This is a genomic window from Pseudoalteromonas rubra, from assembly GCF_000238295.3.
In the GTDB taxonomy this organism is placed as follows: domain Bacteria; phylum Pseudomonadota; class Gammaproteobacteria; order Enterobacterales; family Alteromonadaceae; genus Pseudoalteromonas; species Pseudoalteromonas rubra.
In genome coordinates this window covers 317,341-339,093 of record NZ_AHCD03000027.1, presented here as the reverse complement: position 1 = coordinate 339,093, position 21,753 = coordinate 317,341, and the positions used below count along the sequence as shown (strand labels likewise).

16 protein-coding genes are annotated in these 21,753 nt (G+C 49.4%); 8 read left to right on the top strand and 8 right to left on the bottom strand.

What is annotated here, in order from left to right:
• Positions 1-126: 126 nt before the first annotated feature.
• Positions 127-1,002: an AraC family transcriptional regulator gene (locus PRUB_RS05825; protein ID WP_010386885.1), complete on the top strand. Its 876-nt coding sequence runs from the start codon at positions 127-129 to the stop codon at positions 1,000-1,002.
• Here PRUB_RS05825 and PRUB_RS05820 read toward each other — a convergent pair.
• Positions 980-2,431 (bottom strand): phosphomannomutase, encoded by a 1,452-nt coding sequence (locus PRUB_RS05820; protein ID WP_010386888.1) that lies wholly within the window; start codon positions 2,429-2,431, stop codon positions 980-982. The two genes, PRUB_RS05825 and PRUB_RS05820, sit on opposite strands and share 23 nt — an antisense overlap.
• The gene (locus PRUB_RS05815; RefSeq protein WP_010386890.1) at positions 2,418-3,854 is read right to left on the bottom strand and encodes a mannose-1-phosphate guanylyltransferase/mannose-6-phosphate isomerase; all 1,437 of its coding nucleotides are present in this window, start codon (positions 3,852-3,854) and stop codon (positions 2,418-2,420) included. Before PRUB_RS05815 ends, PRUB_RS05820 begins: the two co-directional genes overlap by 14 nt.
• A 252-nt stretch (positions 3,855-4,106) precedes the next feature.
• Here PRUB_RS05815 and PRUB_RS05810 point away from each other — a divergent pair, with 252 nt between their 5' ends.
• Positions 4,107-8,612 carry an alpha-2-macroglobulin family protein gene (locus PRUB_RS05810; RefSeq protein ID WP_010386892.1) on the top strand — a complete coding sequence of 1,502 codons (4,506 nt, stop codon included), beginning with the start codon at positions 4,107-4,109 and terminating at the stop codon, positions 8,610-8,612.
• Between the two features lie 20 nt (positions 8,613-8,632).
• Positions 8,633-10,825, top strand: coding sequence for a penicillin-binding protein 1C (gene pbpC / locus PRUB_RS05805; protein WP_162144630.1), 2,193 nt, complete (start codon positions 8,633-8,635; stop codon positions 10,823-10,825).
• 12 nt (positions 10,826-10,837) lie between these two features.
• On the opposite strand, the gene PRUB_RS05800 is transcribed toward pbpC, so the two are convergent.
• From PRUB_RS05800 to PRUB_RS05775, 6 genes are all read right to left on the bottom strand, one after another.
• Positions 10,838-11,212, bottom strand: a complete 375-nt coding sequence (locus PRUB_RS05800; protein WP_010386894.1) for a hypothetical protein — start codon at positions 11,210-11,212, stop codon at positions 10,838-10,840.
• A 163-nt stretch (positions 11,213-11,375) separates the two neighbouring features.
• Positions 11,376-12,584: an ABC transporter permease gene (locus PRUB_RS05795; protein WP_010386895.1), complete on the bottom strand. Its 1,209-nt coding sequence runs from the start codon at positions 12,582-12,584 to the stop codon at positions 11,376-11,378.
• 10 nt (positions 12,585-12,594) lie between these two features.
• Positions 12,595-13,929 carry an ABC transporter permease gene (locus PRUB_RS05790; protein WP_010386896.1) on the bottom strand — a complete coding sequence of 445 codons (1,335 nt, stop codon included), beginning with the start codon at positions 13,927-13,929 and terminating at the stop codon, positions 12,595-12,597.
• 142 nt (positions 13,930-14,071) lie between these two features.
• Positions 14,072-15,277 (bottom strand): ABC transporter permease, encoded by a 1,206-nt coding sequence (locus PRUB_RS05785; protein ID WP_010386897.1) that lies wholly within the window; start codon positions 15,275-15,277, stop codon positions 14,072-14,074.
• 9 nt (positions 15,278-15,286) lie between these two features.
• A complete protein-coding gene (locus PRUB_RS05780) occupies positions 15,287-16,618 on the bottom strand; it encodes an ABC transporter permease (protein WP_010386898.1) in 1,332 nt (443 codons plus the stop codon).
• An 8-nt stretch (positions 16,619-16,626) separates the two neighbouring features.
• Positions 16,627-17,316: an ABC transporter ATP-binding protein gene (locus PRUB_RS05775; protein WP_010386899.1), complete on the bottom strand. Its 690-nt coding sequence runs from the start codon at positions 17,314-17,316 to the stop codon at positions 16,627-16,629.
• Positions 17,317-17,695: 379 nt separating this feature from the next.
• On the opposite strand from PRUB_RS05775, the gene PRUB_RS05770 reads away from it, so the two are divergent.
• From PRUB_RS05770 to PRUB_RS05750, 5 genes are all read left to right on the top strand, one after another.
• Entirely contained in the window at positions 17,696-18,190 is a 495-nt protein-coding gene (locus PRUB_RS05770) for a DUF1993 family protein (protein ID WP_010386901.1), read from the top strand.
• A gap of 188 nt (positions 18,191-18,378) precedes the next feature.
• The gene (locus PRUB_RS05765) at positions 18,379-19,818 is read left to right on the top strand and encodes a hypothetical protein (protein ID WP_010386902.1); all 1,440 of its coding nucleotides are present in this window, start codon (positions 18,379-18,381) and stop codon (positions 19,816-19,818) included.
• Positions 19,819-19,946: 128 nt separating this feature from the next.
• On the top strand, positions 19,947-20,711 hold the full coding sequence (locus PRUB_RS05760; RefSeq protein WP_155946182.1) for a fimbrial biogenesis chaperone: 765 nt from the start codon (positions 19,947-19,949) through the stop codon (positions 20,709-20,711).
• Positions 20,711-21,211 carry a DUF4402 domain-containing protein gene (locus tag PRUB_RS05755; RefSeq protein ID WP_010386904.1) on the top strand — a complete coding sequence of 167 codons (501 nt, stop codon included), beginning with the start codon at positions 20,711-20,713 and terminating at the stop codon, positions 21,209-21,211. Before PRUB_RS05760 ends, PRUB_RS05755 begins: the two co-directional genes overlap by 1 nt.
• 18 nt (positions 21,212-21,229) lie before the next feature.
• Positions 21,230-21,730 (top strand): hypothetical protein, encoded by a 501-nt coding sequence (locus PRUB_RS05750; protein ID WP_010386905.1) that lies wholly within the window; start codon positions 21,230-21,232, stop codon positions 21,728-21,730.
• The last annotated feature ends 23 nt before the right edge of the window (positions 21,731-21,753 follow it).

The following is a 21,753-nucleotide window of genomic DNA, read 5'->3' as shown; positions in this document are numbered from 1 at the left end:
GAATTTCGGCAAGTGCGCAAACATTATCAATCGCGCCTGATATACGCTAAGTTTCGTCGCCAACATCCTCTGTGTGCATCCTGAGATGCTAAACTGATTGACCTGTAACCGAAGCGAGAAAGCACCATGACAACACGTATCACCACACTCAACCACTATCAGCAGCGCCTGCTGCGAGTGATTGATTATATGTATGATCATGTTGATCAGGATCTGGACGTAAATACACTGGCCGACGTGGCCTGTATGTCCTGTTACCACTTCCATCGCATCTTTCGTGAGTTTATAGGTGAACCAGTGAACGCCACAGTAAGACGTATGCGCATGTTGAAGGCGGCATCCTACTTAGTTCGCAGCACACTCACCCAGCAGCAAATCGCCAGGCGGGTTAACTATGGCAGTGTTGAAGCCTTTAACCGTGCATTCAGCCGCCATTATGGTATGACCCCCAATCAATTTCGCCAGCAACAGCAAAGCGATATTCTGCACAGCGCTGCGTTTTATCCGGCTCAACCACAGGAGTACAACACCATGTACCAGGTAAAACAAACGCAACAAAACGCACTGACTCTGATTGGTCTGCTCCATCAGGGCGACTATATGCAGATCGGAAAAACCTTCGAAAAACTCGGGATGATGGCCAGCAGCGCAGGCCTCATTAACGAGCAGACCCGTTACTTTGGCATTTACTATGACGACCCACAAACAGTAGAACAGCATAACCTCCGAGCCATGGCCTGTATCACCCTGCCCCAAGGCACTGAGTTCGATCAAGCCACCTTTGAGGCCATCACCATTCCTGCGGGTAACGTGGTTTCGGTGACTTTTAAAGGGGATTACAGTGAGCTGGAGCAACCCTACAACTGGCTGTTTGGCCAATGGCTACCACAAAGTGGGCTGGAATTAGTTGATCATCCACCATTTGAAGAGTACCTGAATGATACCCGCGATACTGCGCCTCAGGACTTACTCACCCAGATCAATTGTCTGGTACAGGCATAGACAATTGCTGCGCCAACGTGCCCAGCAGTATTTCAACCAATTCATCTGCCTGCTGCTGCGATGATGCTTCGGCATAACAGCGCAGCTCAGGCGCATTGCCTGATTGCCTCAGGTGTACGATACACTCATCTTCGAGCAAAAAACGTACACCATCCAGTGTGCTGGATATCACCGGCAAACAATCACACTTAAGCACATCTGCTAGCCTTTGAGGCTGTGCCTGCAACGCAGCTAACAGCGACTCTGAGCTGGCCTTTTCAACCCCTTGTAAACGATTGCTGGCAGTGAAGCGTACGGCATATTGGCACACTAACTGAGCCAATGTAGTGTCACGTTGCTTAGCCAGATACAAGATGGCCAGCAGCGGGAGTAATGCATCCCGGGTCGGCAAACGTTCAATGATTTTACCATTCATCATGATATCCGAGCCCAGCAAAAACCCTCCATTGGCTTCAAATCCGGCAACTGTCGGGTAGATGTCAGCCAAATGAGTAAGTTGCTCAATCACATATGGAGAGCCTATTCGCGTACGCCTAACCTGCTTAAACTCTCCACACAGCTCTAGTGAGGTGTTACAGTTCAGTGGAACACTCAGCGCCTCAATATTTAGTGCTTTAGCACACAACAGCCCTAGTATATCGCCTCTGAGCCAATGCCCTGAATGATCGGCTATCATGGGTCTGTCCCCGTCGCCGTCAGTACTGAATACCAGATCTAACCGATGCTCACAGGTCCATTGCCGGGCAAGGGATTTATCTTGCTCGCTGACAGCTTCAGTATCAATCGGGACAAACTTACTGCTGCGTCCCAGGCAAATCACCTTCGCGCCCAAAGCCTCTAACACAGCAACGTATAAATCACGCCCGGCGCTGGTGTGCTGATACACACCAATGGTCAGCCCGGCGCATAAATCAACCGGAAAAACATCCAATATACGAGATAAATACGGCGCACTTATCTTATGATCGGGGTCTGGCAGAGGTTGTATGTTCATTGGGCTTGGGACAGCCCGACAAGCCACAATAGCAGCTTCATCGGCTTTGTCTATTTCACCATAGGGGTGATAAAACTTAAGTCCATTGCGATCAAAGGGAATATGGCTGCCAGTCACCATAACCGCCGCCATCTTATTTTGTTGTGCATATAAGGCCAATGCCGGCGTCGGCAACACCCCGGCAAACTGCACAGTCATCCCTAAAGCATGTAACGCACTGATACAATTTTGCGCTATTTTCGGGCTGGAAGGACGGTTGTCCATACCCACCACCACCCCACTGAAGTCATAACGAGGTGCCAGTTGTGCAATCATAGCGACCATAAAAGCCTGACACACCTGGGCCGTAAATCCATCATTGAGCCCTCTGGCACCACTGGTACCAAACTGCACACCACTTTGCGCAATGAGCTGTGCGCAATTAACTGAAGTCATGCGTCCCCCGGGTATAATCATCCTCAAACCGGATAATGTCATCCTCACCCAGATAACTGCCCGATTGTACCTCTATCAGTTGTAAATCAACTTTACCGGGATTGCTGAGCCGATGTACCACAGTGGCTGGAATAAACACCGACTGATCCTCGCACAACAAGCGACGCTCTTCACCTATCTCCACTTCAGCAGTGCCTGACACCACCACCCAATGTTCCGCCCGGTGATAATGCAATTGTCGTGACAGGCTATGTCCGGGTCTGACTGTGATCCGTTTCACCAAAAAGCGCTGATCCTGATCAACAATGTCATACTTGCCCCAGGGTCGATAAACTTCTCTGTGGTCTGTTACTTGTGCTAATTCACGATCTTTCAACTCATCCACCAGTGACTTAATTGTCTGACTCTGACTGCGGTGAGCCACCAACAATGCATCTTTGGTATCAACAACCACCAGATCCTGCACCCCAACGGTTGCCACCAGACGCTCCTGTGCGAAGACCAGGTTATCTCGTGTGTTCAGCGCCATGACATTGCCGATATGGGCATTGTTCTGGGGGTCTTTGCTTAGGGTTTGCCAAAGCGCTTCAAAGCTCCCGATGTCGTTCCACTTCGCATTCAGAGGAACGACTGCAGCATGCTCTGTGTGCTCCATTACGGCATAGTCTATTGATTCGGAGGGGACCGTTAAAAACGCCTCACGATTGACACGGATGAAATCCAGATCTGCTTGCGGCTCTGCCATCGCCTGTTCGCAGGCCTGCAAGATATCCGGTCTGTGCTGCGCCAACTCATTTAAGTATTCACTTGCTTTAAATAAAAATATACCGCTGTTCCAGAGATAACCGCCTTGCTCAAGATAGCCTTGTGCTGTTTGCACATCAGGCTTTTCAATAAACGCTGCGACCTCAGCACCCATGTCATCTCCAGTAGCATGGGGAAGGGGCGAACCACATTGAATGTATCCGTACCCTGTGTGCGGGCTGTCGGGCACAATACCAAAGGTCACCAATTTGCCCGCCTGCGCCAAAGTCAGACCCCGCTCAATACTCTGACGGAATGCTGAAACATCACCAATGTAGTGATCAGACGCCAGTACAAGCAATATTGGATCGTCTCCTGTTTTACAGGCTTTGAGCGCTGCCAGAGCGATGGCTGGTGCCGTGTTGCGCCCTTCTGGCTCTAATATAATCCCACCAGCCTGATAGCCAATGGCGCGCATTTGCTCCGCACAAATAAAACGGTGTACTTCATTGCATATCACCAGTGCTGGCTGATGATCGTCTGGCTCAAGTCTCAGTAAAGTGTCCTGCAACAGCGTGTGCTCAGAGCCCAGCTGCAAAAACTGTTTGGGGTAGCGTTCGCGCGACATGGGCCATAATCGGGTTCCGGAGCCACCACACAAAATAACCGGTAATATCATATTTACTCCCAGACACCCTAAGTGTATCACTGTTCAACTTTACCAATTCACCATTTTACTCGCAGAGTATCTGCCGGGGCAATGCTTCGTGCTTCACTCACTGTTCACGCTGATGTACTACAATCTGTTATCCCGTTACTGACCCCCAGATTCGTAATCTGATGTATGATATGATCTTACGACGCCTTTACCGGCAACCAAGGAACTACCAAAAACCCAACTGCGCCCTGTGCAGGCCCAAGGAGCTTTAACATGTCGGGTAAAACCCCCTTTCATTCCTTTGCCGTGTTTGTTTTCTTTTTTATCTTCTTATTGCAAACGGGCATTCAGGCTCAAGCCAAAGTCATGCAGCAACCTAAACTGGCCATTGTTGGCTCGGGACCCCTGGTCGCTAAAGGATCCAACCAGTCTATTCCAATCACCTATCAGCATATTGAAGCTGTGGATGTGGAATTGCTGCGGCTCAACAGTGCACACGACTTTCTTAGCCGTTACTACCTGACAGACAAGCTCTATCCCAGCTCGCTGGATAGACTGCAATACACCTACGACAGTGTCTTTGCCGACCGATTTACGCTGCCCACCAGCACCAAAACAGGCACCCAGTCAGCCCGATTGCCCATTCCCAAATCCTTACCCAGCGGATGGTATATCATCGTATTAAAGGCGCCCGGCATGTTTAATGATTTACAGGCAAAACATCTGCTACTGACTGATTTGGGCATACAGGCCAAAGTATTTAAGCGCCATGCCAGCTTTCAGGTAAACCAGCTGTCCAATGGATTGCCTGTGTCAGGTGCCAGGGTTAAGGCCTACCGCAAGCATGAACTACTGCGCGAGGCCAAAACCGATACGCATGGCGCCGTGCATTTTGATATCACACTGAACCGCGATGACATCATCGTTGCTGAGTACGGTGAGCAGGACGAGCCTGAACTAGCATTATTGCCCATCAAGGAAGTCCCGCTTGATTTATCAGATTACCAGATTGGTGGCCGACCCTATCAGGAACAGGAAGCCTACATATACAGCAACCGAGATTTAGTTAAACCGGGTGAGACTTTACCCGTGAACATTCTTTTGCGAGATGGTGACGGCATCGCAATTGTTGATCAGCCCGTTACGCTCAGCGTAACCAACCCCTTGCAAGAGGAAATGCTCCGCGAACAACTGAGCCCTCAAGAGGGCGGTTTCTTTAGTAAACGCCTTCATACAGGAAAAAGCTGGCCAACCGGGCGCTACAAAGTGTCGGTAATGCTCGACCCCACTGCGCAGTCAGCAATCGGTCATTTTGAGTTTCAATTGGAAGAGTTTGTGCCTGAACGCATGGATTTGACCTTCAGCGGACAACGGCCATTCGTCAGTGCCAGCTCCTCCATGGCGGTCTCCGTACAAGGGCGTTACTTGTTTGGCAGTCCCGCGGCAGGCAATACGTTAAAAGCCAGTCTGATTCATTCTGCCGTGCGTCACTATCCGGGTCCCTATGCCGCTTTTTTCGTGGGCGAAGATTTTTACCTGAGTAACCGTTTTCAGACACTGCCAGATCAGCGCTTATCTGAACAGGGAACCCTGGCACTGACTCTGCCCACAGTGCCTGCCGGAGCACTCAAAAGCCCGGTAAAAACCCAAGTTAATTTAAGCCTGCTTGAGTCCGGCGGCGCGGCGGTGCAACGCCAGCTAAGTTACACCAGCTGGAAATCACACCCGCTACCGGCGGTGAAACCCGCACAGGCAGAGTTTAAATACGCCACGGATGCCGAGTTTGAAGTGGCGCTGTTGAGCCCGGATGGTCAGCAGTTAACAAGTGGTGAGCTGGAGGTCGAACTCAGTTACGACCAGGGTCGTTACTTCTGGTTTTATGAAGAAGGCATAGGCTGGCGTCGTCAGTCTCAGCCACAGTGGCGCAGTGAAGCCAGGCAAACCGTCAACCTGATCCAGAACACTCACACAGTACTCTTCCCGGTAAATTGGGGCAACTATCGACTAACCGTCACTGACATAAACAGTCAGATTAAAACCGTTTATGACTTTTACGCTGGCTGGTATCGGGGTTATCAGCAACTTAAGGCCAAACCACAACATCTCACTGTGCAACTGGATAAAACCCATTACCAGGCCGGCGAAATCGTGACGGTCGAATTGGAGGCCCCGGCTGATGGACAACTGCAATTGGCGCTGGAGACCGACAAAGTGCTGTGGTCACAAAGTCACACCGTACGTAAAGGAAAGACGACGCTGCGCGTACCTTTAGATAAAGCACTGGCTCGCCACGATCTGTATCTCAGTGCAACCTTGCTCAGTGGTCAATCCCGCACGCTACAACGTCATTTTGGCATTGTCCCAGTCAGGCTGGCGCGGGAAGACCGCGAGCTGATGCTTAGCCTGACTTTGCCAGACAAAATAGCGCCACTCAAACCACTCACTGTCGAGATCCAGGCTGACAATATGGCGGGATCTGAGGCCAGCAATAGCTGGGTAACTTTGTCCATCGTTGATAAAGGGATCCTGAACCTGAGCCGCTATTACCCGGTAGACCCACATCATTACCTGTTTAATCAACGTCGTTACGGAGGCGATGTGGTTGATTTGTATTCTCGACGCTATGATAACCGCCCCGACCCGTTTGCGCAGTCCCGCTTTGGCAGTGACAGCAATGAACGCAGCGACAACCGCAATGATGACCTGGTCGAAAGCAAAACCGTGATCCTGATGACTCAACCGGTGAAACTGATTGACGGCAAAGCGAGCGTCACGCTCGATATGCCAGACTACAACGGCGAGGTTCAAATCGTCGCGACCGCTTTCAATCAATCCCAAGTAGGTCACTACGTCGACTCCCGACCGGTCAGCGCCCCTGTTATTTCAGAGCTCAGCGTTCCACGCTTTTTAGTCCCGGGCGATGAAACTTCCGTCACGCTGGACTTGCATAACGTCAGTGGCCGAAAGCAGACCTTATCCGTCAGCCTCCAGCCTTCTGGCCCTATTCAGTTTACCGAAGACACCACTTTTACAATGACGCTGGACGACCAAGCACATTGGAGCAAGACCCTGCGCCTGGTGGTTGCCAACGCTCCCTTGTCACGCACCGCAACCGTACAAATTGAGTTGCAGAATACAGACATCACACAAACACGCAGCTGGTCTGTGCCCATCAAAGCCATTGAGCCTGACATAATACAAGCCACCAGCCTGATGCTCTCTCCCGGACAGAGCCATCAAATCAGTCCAGCACTTTGGCATGGGTTGCACGTCGACAAGGCGGATGCAGGTACCCTTTACGCTAGTCATACGCCCAGATTACCTATTCGGGAATATGCCACCGCTTTGCGTGCCTACCCTTATGGCTGCGCAGAGCAGACCACCAGCAAAGCCTGGCCGTTTCTGCTCAGGCACCCGCAACTTGATGGTGCTTTACAGCAAGCGCTGCAGAGCAAACAGGCCGAGGCAGAACAACTAAACGACCCCCGCACACTGGTCAGTCAGGCTGTACAACGGCTCAAAACCATGCAAAAGCCCAGTGGTGGTTTTGCTCTGTGGGATAGCCAGGGCGCTGAGCATCCCTGGTTAAGCGCTTATGTCACAGAGTTTTTAACCCAGGCGCAAAGCCGTTTTCCAGGCACAGTCCCGCAAAGTATGCTCAACCGAGCACACTACCGCATGCTCAGATATACCCGGGATAACCTGGTCGATGACCTCAGCCAGGATGCGTATGAAGCAACCGCAGCAAAGAGCTTCGCAGCTTATCTTGCTAGTCAGCGCGGTCAGGTGAGCTACAGCGACTTAGAGTCTTTGCGGATCACCGACTATCCGTCCAGATTAAGCATACTGCATATGGCGTCGGCACTGGCCAATGTCGGTGCTACCCAACAGGCAGCGTTACTGCTCAGACAAGCCAGCACACTTAATCGTACTGACACCTATATTGCCGACTACGGCTCTGAACTGCGTGACGACGCCCAGTCAGCCCTGATACTAACGAAACTGGCAAAGCATACCGCATTGCGCACTCAGTCACGTGCGCTTCAGACAAGCTTGCTGGAACAACTGCCAGATCAAGCCCTGAAAACCTGGCTCAGCACGCAAGAGCGTGCCGCTTTGCTGCGTACTGCCGTACACGTCAACAAGGCCGACCCAGACAACCCAGTGCGACTGGAAATAAATGACCAGCAATTACAGCACCCTGCGGTGATCAGTCATACACTTACGCAAACGATGACACTACGCAACCCACATGACGAGCCAGTTTATGTCCAATTGATGGCTAAAGGCCGCCTCAAACTGGATCCCAGCATCGCAAATGAGATTAGTCCGTTTAACACTCTGGAAACCAAGCGTATGGTCAGACGCCTGTTTGATTTGAATGGGCAACCTTTGGATAAGACCCGTTTCAAAGTCGGCGAGCGTGTGGTCGTGGTGCTTGATGTACAGCTCAAAGAGCCCGTGCCGGATGCACTCTTAATTGAGCGCATCCCCGCTGGATTTGTACTTGAGAACCCCGCACTAATGCAAGGGTTTCCGGTCTCACAATTACTGCCTGAACACGTCACATTGGCGCCCACAGAGCACACTGAATACCGCAACGATCGTTATGTCGCAGCACTCAGGCTCACAACCCAAAAATACCAGTTTGCTTATGTACTGCGAGCAGAAGTGCCCGGTATTTACCAGGTACCGCCAAGTTACCTGGAATCTATGTATCGACCTCATAAACATGTCATTTATTGGCAATATCCGTATCAATTAGAGGTCGAGCGCTGATATGTCACAGAGGCACCAACGTGATATCTGCTAGGCCAATACGACCTCCTGGCTACCCCGCTCGAATTATTCTGGCGATTGGGGGGCTGGGTCTGCTGCTACTAAGTTGGCTGGACTGGCGATATCCATTACCCCAGCCCTATCCGGATGGTCCGGCTACTGTGGTTACGGCACGTGATGGGCAACAATTACGCGCCTTCAGCGACAACCGGGGCGTGCATCGCTATCGAATCACCCTGGAGCAGGTTGATCCATTTTATGTGACTGCCCTGCTGGATTACGAAGATCGCTGGTTTTACTATCACCCCGGCGTCAACCCACTGGCACTGTGCAGAGCACTGTGGCAATGGCTGGCCAATGGCCGGATTATTTCTGGCGGTTCAACCCTGACCATGCAAGTAGCCCGGCTGCTTGACCCACATGAACGTTCAATCCCGGGCAAACTAAAGCAAATTGCCAGAGCCTTGCAACTGGAATGGCACTATAGCAAAACTGAGATCCTGACTTTATATCTCAACCTGGCACCATTTGGTGGAAATATCGAGGGCGTAGAAGCTGCATCGCGACGTTACTTTAACAAACCCGCCAGGCACCTATCGATTAACCAATCTGCCTTATTAGTCGTATTACCTCAAAAACCGTCCTACAACCGCCCGGATCGTTACCCCGAACGCGCAAGAGCGATGCGTAATAAAGTACTCCGACGACTAGTCGACAGCCAACTGGTAGATACCGAACAGCTAGCGCTATTGAGCCGGGAGCCAATAAGCTTATCCTATGACGCTCAACCACCTCTGGCCCCGTTGTTAAGTCGTCAACTAAAACGCCAATACCCGCGGCAGCATGTGATCCGTACCACCTTGGATCATACGCTACAGCAGCGCCTCAGCAAGTTACTGGCGAATACAAAGCACAGGTTAACCGGCAAAAGTTCAGCAGCCGTTCTGATAGTGCATAATCAGCGTGCTCAAGTATTGGCATACCAAGGCTCCGTTGATTTTCGCGATGATAGCCGGTTCGCGCATGTCGACATGATCCGCGCGGTGCGCTCCCCGGGTTCAACATTAAAACCGTTTATTTATGGGCTGGGACTGGATCTTGGCCTGATCCACAGTCAGAGCCTGATGAGCGATATCCCCAGCAATTTTGACGGCTATAAGCCACAAAACCTCACCGGACAATTTAATGGGCCAGTGAGCGCCAGCAAAGCTTTGCAGCACTCTCTCAATGTACCAGCGATTCAGTTGCTTCATAGGATCGGTGCCGAGCGCTTTGAACAGCAGCTGAGCAATGCCCAGGTTAAGCTGCATCATCAGCATGCTAACCTCGCAGTCGGACTGGGTGGCACTGGGATTGAATTAATCGAACTGGCGCGCCTGTATCGCGCACTGGCAAGTCAAGGCAAAGTCAGGGACTTATCTCTTATCGCTCACAACTCGCGTTATCCGCGTTCGGAATATGCTTTGCTTTCCCCTGCTGCCAGCTGGATCACATTTGAGATGCTTAGTCAGTTGTCGGCACCGGATCGGGTCGTCCCCAGCAATCGTCGCAAAATCGCCTGGAAAACCGGCACCAGCTATGGTTACCGGGATTTCTGGGCAGTTGGTGTAAGCGCAGACTACACGGTGGCAGTGTGGGTCGGTCGTCCTGATGCCAGCCCGATAGTCGGATATCTGGGAGCAACACGCGCCGCGCCTTTGATGTTTGACGTATTTGACTTACTTCCAGCTGATGCACATAGTCTCGCTTTACCTGCTCAGGTCAAGCCAGTACAGATCTGCTGGCCTGGTGGCGTGGCACACCAAAATACTCCTGACAGGGCTTGCCATACACAATTATCAGCCTACACCCTCAATGGCATGACCCCACCCACAATGCACAGTCAGGGACATTTTGTGACAGACCCCGGCTGGCCTGACGACCTTGCCAGCTGGCTGGCACAAAACAATACCCCCACACAACAGGCTGGCAACGACCAGATCCGCATTATTCAGCCACGCAGTGGTCAGCATTATTATCGTCAGCAGGTTACAAAGATAGAGTTAACGGTGTCGGGGGGAGGTGATCCGCAAGGTAATGCGGTTCGCTGGTATATCAATCATGAACCGTATAGCTCAACCACGCTGCCTTTGTCTGATTATCAGGGCAATGTGGTGATCACGGCTTGCTTTGCTGAACACTGTGACCAGCAGAATATCGTCATACATCCCTGAATGGGCACTGTATTACTGCATCGCGGTTTTTAAGTAGCCCACCACAGTGTGTAAATCAACCAGGCGTTGTTGCGCTTCTTCTTTGCTTATTCCCTGGATGGCCTCATAATCATCAAGGAAAATAGCACTGTCATAATCACCTGTTGTGGCGTTTTTAACGTACACCAGTACGTAGCAATAACGCAAAATGGAATCCAGATAGCGGAAGAATTCGATGTCGTCGGCGCTGAGCTCCGGTTTTACCCCGCTACCAAGCCGATTAATAAACACCTGTTTAACATAAACACTTTGACTTCCCTTTATGTACTTAACAACACCGTAACAGCCACTGTTATTTATTGATTCAGAGAAGATATCTGCGACTGGAAGTAAGTCTGGCTGATGCATAATCCCGTTCCTGATAACATTAGTTTCATATAATGTTAGAACAAAATTACAAAATGACTATAAAATGACATTAATAAAACCCCAAAAGAGTGCGTAAGCCCCCTTTTGGGGAAAGTTTAACCTGGCTGTGAGGCTACTACATTAAGTGTGTTGCCTGCGTCTGTTAGACACTGCGAGTTGCCAGCGCCGGAGACACTCTGGCCGCCATCCAGGCAGGCTGACACACTGCCAGTTGACCAACAATCAGAATAACCCCTGCGACCTGAAGTAAATAAATAACGGGTACTGGTGCCATATCAAAGTGATTAACCAGCTGAACATTCGCAAGCAGCGCACAGATCACACCTAACACAATGCCGATAAAGGTCACAATCGCATTTTCTGTCATACAATAACGCAAAATGTCTCCCCGACTGGCGCCCAGTGCCCTACGCGTACCTATTTGTTTGCGACGCTTTACAATAGTAAAACGCGCCTGACCAAAAATTCCCAACAATGTCAGGAGCACCAGCCCTACAATGACCCAGTACAGAGTCTTGATCGCCGCAGTCTCGGATTTGAACTTATCTTCACGCATCTGCTGATAGTCCATCACTTTATCCAAATGGCGACCCGGTGTCTTCATAAGCAGCTCTACGACTTGTAGTTTTGCCAGCTCAAGATCCCCTGCCCGGGCGCGCACCAGGACCTTATAATTGTTGCTGATGTGTCGTAACGGAACCAATACCGTATTGGCATGGGAGTACCAGCCTGGCCAGACAGATTTCAACTCTTTGACCACGCCCTTCACAATATAAGGTTCATAGTTCAAATACACAGTAGTGCCCAATATCGCACGCCAGTCATCTGGGTAAAAGCGCTCTGCAAACCCTTTAGACACAATCGCTTGTGTGACATTTGCACTAAAATCTATCGAGTCTTGTACCTCACCTTCTGTCGGTGCCTCACCTGCAATTAACTCCAGCCCCATCGTGTCGATGGCATGCTCATCTCCGGTGTAGTAACCCGTGTAGATATTCATGTCTTCATCAGTTGGACCTAACCCGGTCAGTGCATAGCTACCCCAGTCGCTCAAAGGAAATGCATTCATGACAGTCACATTTTCAACACTGGATAAGCTACGAATATCCCTTAAATCCTGTTTAACCAGCGCGATCATTTCTTCCGGTTCACTGCTTTGTACATTGGTCTGAAATGTGAAAATCACGTCCTCATCCAGTCCACTTGGCTCAATTAGCAGAGCTTCCTTTTGGATGATCAGATATACCGCATTCACCAATATCGTAAAAGTCACAGCAATTTGCAGTATCAATAATAGCGGCGCTGATTTAGCACGCCACAGTGTGTTCAGTATCGGTTTTAAATCATTCATTGTCTGGCTCCTATAAGCTCTTCAATTGAGCTGAAGGCTGAGTTTGCGCTGCCCGATAGATTGGCCACAAGCCAAACAAAGTGCTACTGAGCACCGCCAGTACAACGGTCATCACTACCAGTGGCAAGCTCATCTGCATTAGGCCCGCGGGCAAGTGTGCAAAGATATCGGCGGTTATTCGCAGACCCAGTTGTGCCAGAGCCAACCCCAAAAACCCACCCAGGACGCCAATCAGTACAGTTTCACAACCGAACTGCATTGCAATGTGCTGCTTACTGGCCCCTACAGCTCTGCGTAAGCCAACCTCTGCGCCTTTGCCATAAAACTTTATCAGCATCAGGCCCATGCAATTGAGCAGACAAGCCACAAGAAATGCAGCGGCTAGCCAGACAGCAATAAAGTCGTCGTCTTCGACCACATGGTCTTCAATGAGCGACTCAGTGATATTGAAAATCTTACTCAGATTCTCCCGCGCAAATCGCCCACCACTTTTTTGCTCTTCCACATAAGCATTAATATAATCCATGTAGTCGCCGCGTTGCGTAGCCGCTTCCAGTTCAACCCAATAGCGGATCCATACACACTCAGATGCCAGGAAAGTTTCCAGTGTGCCATCACCCAATGGCGCCCAGCATTGCCAGCCCATTTCGCCTTTCGACAACAGATTGTTGTTGACCTGAAATTGAAAAGGGGTGAACAAAGGGAAGGGCAAATTATGCGCGTGATGTGGCCCGTGAAATACCTGAGGAAGAGGTGACCAGCTGTCAATTACCCCGACTATTCTTGCCAGGTGTTTTCCGATAAACACGTGCTGTCCGACTGAGTTAGCACCCGAGAATAGCCGGTCGTTGGTTTGTCTGTCCAGGATCACCAATGCAGCCCCTTCCCGGTCCGCTAGATCTGACCAGGGAGCACCATATAAAAATGGCACATTAAACATGGCGAAAAAATCATTATTGACGGAATTAAAGCGCAACATTTTGGCTTCTTTGTCGGTCTGACTTTCACTGCGCACCATACTTTTGTACATCACCGCAGCACTTTGCCGTAGACCCTTGCTGTCCTCTAGCAAATTCATAGTATCCATATAAGTCAGCATAGGTGGGATCACTTCCTCCCCTTTCGCCAGCTGATACGCTTTATCCGGGCTCCAGCTACTGAGACGCACGGAGAAAACCCGATCACTTTTTTCGGGTAAGGGATCTTGGGCCATCATAATGCTGACGGTCGAGGTGATCATGGTGGCCGCAATGCCCATCGCGATCGTGCCAATCATCAGAACACTTAACAACGGCGTTTTTTTGAGACTGAGCCAGGCAAGCTTGAAGTAGTAACCGATTAACATGCCCACCTCCCCGGGACAGACTGGTTAGGGGATGTAATAGGTACAAACAAGGTTGATCGATTTGAATTGAATCGCATACTTATTCCTTTATTATTTTAATTATATTTCCTTTAAATTCAGGTCACATCATGTGACCTGAATTTTAAACACTGCGTGTCGCCAGCGCCGGCGAAACACGCGCAGCTTGCCATGCTGGCTGAAACACTGCACATTGACCAGCAAACAGGATGATCACTGCACCTACCGTCAAATAGTTAGCCGGTACCGGCGCAAGACCAAAATAGCTCACCAGCTGCGTATTGACCAAAACAGCACAGAGTATGCCAATGACCACGCCAACCAGGGTCACAATGAAATTCTCTAACATATAATAACGCAACACCTGAAACTGATTAGCCCCCAGCGCGCGACGGGTGCCAATTTGCTTACGGCGCTTCAGAATAGCGAACCGGGCCTGCCCAAAAATGGCCAGCATAGTCAGGATCAATAACCCCACTAGGACCAGTTGCAACGTTTGCAACTCAGCAACGTCTGTTCGGTAGCTTTCCTCTCGGATCTGACTAAACGGTTTGAGTTTATCGATTTGCCTGCCAGGCGTCATCAGCAGCAAACCTTTAACGTCCAATATGGCCTGTTCGAGCGCAGCCGGTTTTGCTTTTACCATGATGCCCACTTTGTCCCGAACTTCAAATGTGGGGGACAATACAGCATGATCAAAGAGTCGCCAAAAGCTCCAGACCGCCTTGAGGTCGTCCACAACACCAATCACCTGCTGTGGTTCATTATGCACATACAGAGTCTTACCGAGCACATCGCGCCAGCTATCAGGATGCAATGTTTGAGCGAGCGCTCGGGAAATCACAACTTTCCCGCCAGGCTGTGCGCCAAAAAAAGAGTGCGAGACATCACTTCTTTCAAACCATTGGCCTGCGACTAGTTGCAAATCCAGAGTATCGAGGCTGTCATAGTTACTGCCGTAATAACCGCTCGAGGTGAGCTTATCTTCATCAGCCGGGCCATAACCAATATCAACAGAACGACCATACCCACTCAGGGGCACAGAGGTCACAGGGATGGCATTATCGACACTGTCCAGGCCTTTAATATCGCGTATTGCTTGCTCAAACTCAGCAACTCGGGCTTCCCCGCTTTCCTGTAAGTTGATAAACAAAGAAAACACCTGCTTTTCGTTAACGCCACTGGGCGCTGTCACTTTTTCGTGCTTTTGCATCACCATATAAACGGCATTGACGAAAATGGTAAATGTCACGGCTATTTGTAACACCAGCAGCATAGGAGACGTTTTACTGTGCCAAAGAGATTTAAGAATGACGGTAAAATCCTTCATGACTTGCTCCTACAAACTCTTAAGCTGACTGGATGGCTGGATCTGCGCTGCACGATAGATTGGCCACAAACCAAATAACACGCTAGTCACGACGGACAGAATCAGTGTCATCAGCATGATCTTCAGATCCATTTGCATAATGGTGACATTGAGATAGGTGAATATTTGCTGGATTAGCTGCAAACCCAGTTGCGCAAACATCAGGCCCAGTACGCCCCCTAAAAGACCAATCAGAAATGCCTCACACAGGAACTGCCAGCAGATGTCGTTACGACTGGCTCCCACGGCCCGTCGTAGCCCTATTTCACTGCCTTTACCATAAAACTTCGTCATCATCAGGCTCATACAATTGAGCAAACAGGCCAGTAAAAAGGCAAACGCCAGCCACACTGCCATGTCATTTTCGTTACTCAGCACCTCAGCCCAGCGCAGGTATTCGTCAATGGTGAATAATCGACTGAGGTTTTCTCTGGCAAACCGCCCTGCGGATTTTTGCTCATCAACATAGGCATTGATAAAATCCATGTAGTCAGCTCTGTCTTCCGCTGACTCCAGCTCAGCCCAGTAAAACAGCCAAATACAATCAGACGCGATGAAGACACTAAAATCGACATCTTCAACGTCTTGCCAGCACGACCAGGTTACGTCGTTATGAGAAAAAATTTGTTGGTTAATCTGATATTCCAGCGGCACAAACAGCGCCTCTGGGTCCTGATATACCTGGGAGGATAAATAATAGAACCTCGGAATTGGAAACCAGTCATCCATCACACCGACAATTTGCATCAATGACTCGCCCAACACTATATGACGGCCCACCGAGTTGGCTCCCCCAAACAGCTCATCGTTCAGGGCTTTGGTGATCACAACCACAGGATTACCTGAGCTATCATCCTGTTCAGACCAGGCGTTACCATATAAAAAGGGCACCTGGAACATAGAAAAGAAGTCGTTATGGGTGCTGCGTATCATACGCATTTGTGCATCACGGCGGTTTTGCTCTTCGGCCCGGCTCATTATTTTAAACAACCCGATGGCCGTTTCCTGTTTCGCCTTCGCAGCCGCTTTGAGTCCTCGAACATCCCGGTAAGAGACCATGGCAGGGATCTCTTCCTGGCCATCGACCATCAGATATGGCTGATCAGGACCCCAGGAACTTAGTTGCACGGTAAACAGTCGATCACTTTTCGCTGGCAGGGGATCTTTGGTCATCATATAACTCACGGTATATGTCACCATCGCTGCAGCAATCCCCAAAGCGATAGTGCTCACCATAAGCACACTCAGCAATGGCGTTTTGCGTAAGCTGAGCCATGCCAGCTTAAAATAATAACTCAACATATGTGTTCCTAAGCAATCGCCTGCTCTGGGGCAAGACGCTCACTCAGCACACCGTCTTTAATCTCTATGATCCTTTGTGCCTGACTGGCCTGCTCCGTGTCGTGTGTCACCATCAAAATACTCGTGCCTTTGGCGTTGATATCTTTAAGCAGGGACATAATGCCATCAGCCATTTTTGAATCCAGGTTGCCCGTGGGTTCATCCGCCAGCAAAAATGCCGGGCTGCCCGCCAATGCACGTGCGATTGCAACACGCTGCTGTTGACCACCAGAGAGCTGTTGTGGGTAATGGTCTTTTCGACTTGCCAGACCGACCTGCTGCAAAGCGTCCATAACACGCTGTTTGCGCTCACTGGCGCTAAAGCTGCGATAGCGCAGTGGCATTTCAACATTGTCGAATAAATTCAGTTCAGGGATCAGATTAAAGCCCTGAAAGATAAAACCGATTTTCTCATTTCTTAAGCGCGACTTTTGCTTATCGGACAGGCCTGTGACATCGTTACCATCGAGCAAATACTGCCCTTCGCAGTATTCTTCCAGTAATCCAGCAATGTTCAGAAAGGTTGTTTTACCTGAACCTGAAGGACCAATAACAGCAACAAACTCGCCCTGCTGAACTTCCAGGTCAAATGGTTGCAGCGCTTGAGTTTTTACCGTGTCCGTGTAATAAGCCTTCGCCAGTTTTGACATTTTAAGCATTAAAATTTCCTTATGGATTGTCTTTATTCTTGTAATTCAGGTGCCTGTTAACTCCCACAGCGACAGACACACAAGACATGCCTGCCCTCAGGACAACGCGCTGGCAGCTTAAGGAGCTTATGTCTAAAATTAAGCGCGTACGCGATCCGCCAGCAAACTCAAGAAGGTACACAAAAAAACATTTAAAGTCACGTTTTTTAAACGTTCCGTTAAACTAAAGATGTCTCTGATTTTATCTACTACATTTGTTGTAGGTGTTTGAAAGTAATAATTAAGCGTATTTTTAGGCGCTTAAATTTGTTAACAAAACAAAGTGCTGCTCACCCGCTTGCCGCACACATAGTTTTTCGCTTATTTGACTTGTCTAAACGAGGGAAACATGACCGATATTATTGAGCCATTCGTACATTACCTGAACCAATTACAAACAATACTGCAACGCGACGACATCAAGGATGAGCTGCTTATGCGTCGTCTAAGCCCGGACATGTTTCCCCTTCACCAGCAGGTTTCAACCGCCGCCGCACTGTCGCTACGATGCTGCTGTCCTTTGTTTAACAGAGAAGTCGTGAACTTTAAGCGACCCATTGTGAGCATCACAGACTTACAAGAAGAACTGGACGACACCCTGGACTACCTGACGCAATTACAAGACACCTCGTTGGATTCGATGCCCACAAGCATTACTTTTGTCGCAGGGTTTACCAATCATACTCTGGAGCCTGACAAGTACTTTCAGCTTTACGCCTGGCCTAACTTTTTATTCCACTTCTCAATGGCATACGCAATATTGCGCGCCGCAGGCATCCCCCTGGGCAAAGGCGACTTTGATGGCTTCCATCGCTACCCGGCTGGCTTTTCATTTCCCTCCTGAGCAGTGCGGATGAGTCAGCAAAGCTTGGAATGATGTAGTTCAGGCAACCAGCCGTGTGCACGAACAGCACATCTGCTGGCTCTCGGGTCACCCTTCCCTGTCGACCCGAAAGACCGTTAACCTCTCTAAAGTTATGATCTTGTTTGCCGATACGTGTCTAACTTTAAGTAACAAGGATAAGGTTATTTATGAAGCTACACTTTCACACTTACCCCAACCGGACAGATCACCTCTCTGATCGACAAGTACGCAGTACTCAGGAACTACAAACGACAGAGCACGCAGCGATTGTTGACTCAGGAACCCCTCTCACTGACGAGCACTTAAAAGCACTGCTACCAGACACCCCGAGCCATCCGGCCTCGCCTTTCACTTACCCAAGACCCAGCGCAGAACGTTCTGATTATTTTGGTTTTAAGCGTTTTCATATTGTCAGCCAGCACAGTGCCGACACGGAACAAGGTCAGCTGAGTAAAGAGTATGCTTATGGCGATCTGAACGACACAGAGGACATCAATGCGTTTCTCGCCCAACTTGACCGTCTGTCACCCGAGCAAAGGAATAAACTTGAGCACATCAAGCCCAGCAAGTCCCTGCTGTCCATCGCTGAACGGCTAGATGATGAAGCGCTGTCTCAACTTGCAGATATATTAATAGACGCTGGCAGCACCCCTGTTTTTGCTGAACAAAGACGAAACGAGGTCCCAGATCAACTCGTCGATGCACTCGCAGCTTTGTCTGATGACGTGCTGGGAGATACCATTGCAACCCTTGCCAGTCTGCGCGAACAAGGTGCAAGCTATCGGGCCCCGGATTCACCAGTTAGCCTTGATGAACATGGCCAGGAGCATCTGCTCATGACCTCATATGACCGCGAGAAATTCTGGAAACACAAATTCAGTCAACCCGTGGAAGAGGTTGAGCTGCTACACACCTTCAGTGATTTACTGATCAGCGGTAAGTTCAAAGGAGAAGATCTCAGTACGCTGAATACCCATCTGCAACAAAGTACCTTTGAGCAAAGCCGCGGCATCCTGGATATGGCCACGGTCATTAAACCTTTTGAGAAGCACAGCATGCTCGAGATGCTGGATGAAGCTGATAAGGACAGTGAGCCGAATATCTTTGCTTACCTGAGTCAGCAAGTCGACCTGTCTGCTCACCGTCAGTACTACCAGAGCGAAAACAACGACATGGTGGTGCAACAAGACCTGCCGCCAAGTGACTCTGATCGTGGGCGTCTCTATTCTGATATTTTGACCGCTTATGATGAATATGGACTGGGATGGATCAATGATGCACTGGAGCATGTGGCAGATACGCCGCCACAAATTCAACGACAACTGTGGAGTCAGCTACTGGATGATGCAGCGCAATTTGAAGATCAGTTTATCCGCTCAGATGCGTTGGAAAGCTGGGCCAATCAAGCAATCAATCCAATTTTACAAGCATTTCATGATCAACAGATTGAGCGTATTCGCGAATTTAACAGTGAACGTGAAATACCTGATTACCTGGGTAACCTCACTTACTTTGGCAGTATGCGTCAAGCGACTATCTCGTCTGTTGATACAACACAGTCCACTCACGGTGGTGCCGTCAGCAATAATCACTCTGTTGAAGAATAACAAGAGCACAGTGAATGCGCCTTTGTTTGTCGGGCGCACAGTGCAAAGGTTGCAGCCAAATCTAATTAGGATATGATACCGAAAACTTAGCCAAGCTCATTACACTAATAACTCACAGAGCATGATGTATGACCAAAAGATTTTTCACTCTGATACTGCTAATAACGGTATTCGTTTCCCAGGCGTGGGCTACAACCTTTAAACTCGACAGACATAGGGTAGTTCTGGATCAGGACATGCGCCGCGGCGAACTGCGCATTTATAACACCTCAGATAGCCTGCAAAGCTACCGGATATCGCTTATCGATATGCAAATGGATAAAGAAGGCATATTGAAGTTTGCACAGCAGTATGAGTTTTCTGCCAAGCCTTACTTACGAGTCGGGCCACGTGTTGCCAAAGATGTTTTGCCCAAACAATTTCAAAAAGTTCGGCTAATGAAAAAAGGCAAAATCCCGGAAGGAGAGTTTCGTGCCCACCTCATGGTTGAAGCACTCAGTGGTGATGACCCGACCGAGCAAAGTGGCGCTATTCAGGTTAAAGCCAATTACAAGGTTGTCATTCCCGTTTTCATCAAAAACACGTCCTCAGTCACTGAGCTGTCGATTAGCGACATTACATTCAGTAAAGATGCCAGCAACCTGATAGTCAGACTGAACAAACAAGGTCCGGGGCATACCAGTGCAAACCTGGTCGTCAAAGAGGCAGAAGAAGAACTGTTTCGGGTGAATCAATTCAGCTTATACCCAGAGCTCAGTCAACGAGATATGACACTACCGATTGAATATAAAGAGGTTGCCAGCAAAAAATTGACAATTCAGCTGGAAGATGTGGAATCTAAAGAACCGCTAAAATCACTCGACATCACCATCACAGAGGACCTGCTGAAGTAATGGCTGTCGGCTTATTGACTGGCGTATGGTTAGTCGCGTCTGCGCAAAGTGTCGATACATTGACATATCTGAAGCAGCAGCAACGCCAGGCCGGTCAATTTAATGGGGTCAGTATCAATTTATTGGCGCCCATGACGTTTCCCCAGCTAAAACAGACACCCGCAACCTGGGATGGGGCTTTTTGTAAGGCCAATGGCAAAAAAAATAAAAAAGCCGTAAAAAAATCACTTTGTCCGGGCCTAAGAGGCTACAAAGCAGAGTTTGAAATTAGCGGTGAGCCCAGAAGCTACGTGAACATACACGTTTTTGGCAATGAAACCAAACAAGGTCTTACCTTTACCGTACAGAATAAATCAGGAGGCTTTAGTAAGCGCGTAAGAATAAAAAAAAGTGGAGTTGGCACATTTAGTGCAGGAGGTATTGTAACGCTCAGTAACGCTCATGAAACAGGCAGCGGCGAATACGCATTCAGCTACACAGTTACTGCGCTATATCAATAATAATTAAGGAAATAAACAATGTTTAAAAAAGCCTCCAGCACACTTGCACTGTTAGTTATGAGTTTTGGTTCAGCCGCAGCGACTTATCAGGTTGATGTTAACCTGGTGGTTGAGCGCGCACCACTGCAAATTGCACAAACAACCGCTATGAGCTTTCCTGAGCTTTTGGTAAACGAAGCGTCGAAAAACGGTGACTCTTGTTACGCCATAGAAACCCCAATGCCAAACCCAATCGCATCCGCCCTGTGTAACGATGCCAACGTTGGCGGTAAACGCGCCACTTTCACCGTATCAGGCACGCCTCACGCACAAGTTGTCTACACATTTTCCGCGCCAGATCAGACGCAGGATGGACTTCGCTTTACCATGGCTGACATGACAGCAGGTGCTCAACTGGATAACGCAGGTGAAGCCAGCGTCTCATTCGCTGCCAGCATTGTACTGGACGATAAAGACGTCGCAATCAATGCACCTGGTACCAAATCATTTAGCTATGACTTTGTTGCAGCTTACCAGTAATATCACTAAGTTCCCTTAAAGGC

Coding starts and splice junctions, on each gene's coding strand:
- PRUB_RS05825 (WP_010386885.1), top strand. CDS start 127: ATGACAACACGTATCACCACACTCAACCACTATCAGCAGCGCCTGCTG.
- PRUB_RS05820 (WP_010386888.1), bottom strand. CDS start 2,431: ATGACTTCAGTTAATTGCGCACAGCTCATTGCGCAAAGTGGTGTGCAG.
- PRUB_RS05815 (WP_010386890.1), bottom strand. CDS start 3,854: ATGATATTACCGGTTATTTTGTGTGGTGGCTCCGGAACCCGATTATGG.
- PRUB_RS05810 (WP_010386892.1), top strand. CDS start 4,107: ATGTCGGGTAAAACCCCCTTTCATTCCTTTGCCGTGTTTGTTTTCTTT.
- PRUB_RS05800 (WP_010386894.1), bottom strand. CDS start 11,212: ATGCATCAGCCAGACTTACTTCCAGTCGCAGATATCTTCTCTGAATCA.
- PRUB_RS05795 (WP_010386895.1), bottom strand. CDS start 12,584: ATGAATGATTTAAAACCGATACTGAACACACTGTGGCGTGCTAAATCA.
- PRUB_RS05790 (WP_010386896.1), bottom strand. CDS start 13,929: ATGTTAATCGGTTACTACTTCAAGCTTGCCTGGCTCAGTCTCAAAAAA.
- PRUB_RS05785 (WP_010386897.1), bottom strand. CDS start 15,277: ATGAAGGATTTTACCGTCATTCTTAAATCTCTTTGGCACAGTAAAACG.
- PRUB_RS05780 (WP_010386898.1), bottom strand. CDS start 16,618: ATGTTGAGTTATTATTTTAAGCTGGCATGGCTCAGCTTACGCAAAACG.
- PRUB_RS05775 (WP_010386899.1), bottom strand. CDS start 17,316: ATGCTTAAAATGTCAAAACTGGCGAAGGCTTATTACACGGACACGGTA.
- PRUB_RS05770 (WP_010386901.1), top strand. CDS start 17,696: ATGACCGATATTATTGAGCCATTCGTACATTACCTGAACCAATTACAA.
- PRUB_RS05765 (WP_010386902.1), top strand. CDS start 18,379: ATGAAGCTACACTTTCACACTTACCCCAACCGGACAGATCACCTCTCT.
- PRUB_RS05760 (WP_155946182.1), top strand. CDS start 19,947: ATGACCAAAAGATTTTTCACTCTGATACTGCTAATAACGGTATTCGTT.
- PRUB_RS05755 (WP_010386904.1), top strand. CDS start 20,711: ATGGCTGTCGGCTTATTGACTGGCGTATGGTTAGTCGCGTCTGCGCAA.
- PRUB_RS05750 (WP_010386905.1), top strand. CDS start 21,230: ATGTTTAAAAAAGCCTCCAGCACACTTGCACTGTTAGTTATGAGTTTT.